The organism is Micromonospora sp. NPDC002411 (assembly GCF_053592955.1).
The window spans coordinates 1-1,191 of the sequence record NZ_JBSFBM010000645.1; the positions used below are offsets into that span (position 1 = coordinate 1).

Consider the following 1,191-nt stretch of genomic DNA (forward strand, 5'->3'; position numbering starts at 1 on the left):
AGGCCCAGCGAGTCGTGGTCGTTGGCGTCGCCGAGGTGGCCGAGGTTCTCCAGCTTCGACTCCTGCAGGCTCGTCGCGATCGAGATCACCGCGGCCCGCTCGGGGAGACCGGCCTTCTTCGTGGCGGCGATGATCGCCTTCACGTTCGCGGTCTGCTCATCGTTCAGGGAGATGTGCGACTGCTCGCCCTGCGGCTTCGGCGCCGCCGACTGCATCGCAACAGCAACAGGCTTCGCGTCCACAGCCGGGGTCGCGGCGTGGGCGGCGATCGGACCGGCGAACACACCACCGGCAAACGCCAGACCAGCAACAGACAGCACACTCTTACGCATGATCGTGTTCATGGGGGAAGCTCCTTCGGGGGTAAGAACACCCGCCTCAGTGGCACGGGTGTGAGCACCTCGTCCGGCGCTGCAAAAAGTCTTAGGGGTTCATCGGCGGCCTGCGAACGGGGGCTCGCGGCGCCGGGTCCCTGTGTAACGACCCGGGGGCCGGGGTCATTCCGGCTCCGTGGCACCCGGTGAAGCGGGGTGCCGGTCGGTGCTGGGGTCCAGGTGTAACGACCCGGGTTCGGGGGTCATTCCCGGGGGTGGACCATCGCGCCGACAGGCCGTGGTCCTGCGATCGTCAGGGTGTGTAACGACCCCGACCCGGCCACGATTCCGGCCGAGATGTGCCGCCGACCACACGCCGATACCACCCAAACGGAACAAACCGCACCAGCCAACCCCACCTCAGACCCCAAAGCACCCAGGGCGGCGGGCGAAACACACCCAGCTCACGCATGATCCACACGACTTCGCTGATGTGGGGGCATCCGTGAGGCTTTGATACCGCGACTTCGCCGAAACGGAGTCGATCAAGGCGCGCGGGTGAGCCAATGCCGACAATCCGGACTCGCGTAACGACTGGATGCAGGCCAGGCACCGTAAGGACAGGGCACCACGTAGGGCAGCGGACCTCACAACCGCGCGTGATCCACTCGACTTCGTGAAAACCGTGGCATCCGAGACGGTCTGACACCCCGACTTCACGGAAACCGAGTCGATCACGAATCAGAGCCGCGCCGAGCGGGCGCGTAAGACCAGAGCCACAGGAAACGTGGCCGAAGCGAGCGAGGCCAGCCGCGGCCAACCGGCCAACGGGCCAACGGGCCAACGGGCCAACGGGCCAACGGGCCAGGCTGCCAGG

At 66.8% G+C, this 1,191-nt stretch carries 1 pseudogene; it reads right to left on the reverse strand.

The features are described from left to right. Positions 1-344 (reverse strand): annotated as a pseudogene (locus ACWCO3_RS34720) (hypothetical protein); the annotation flags it as partial. Between the last annotated feature and the right edge of the window lie 847 nt (positions 345-1,191).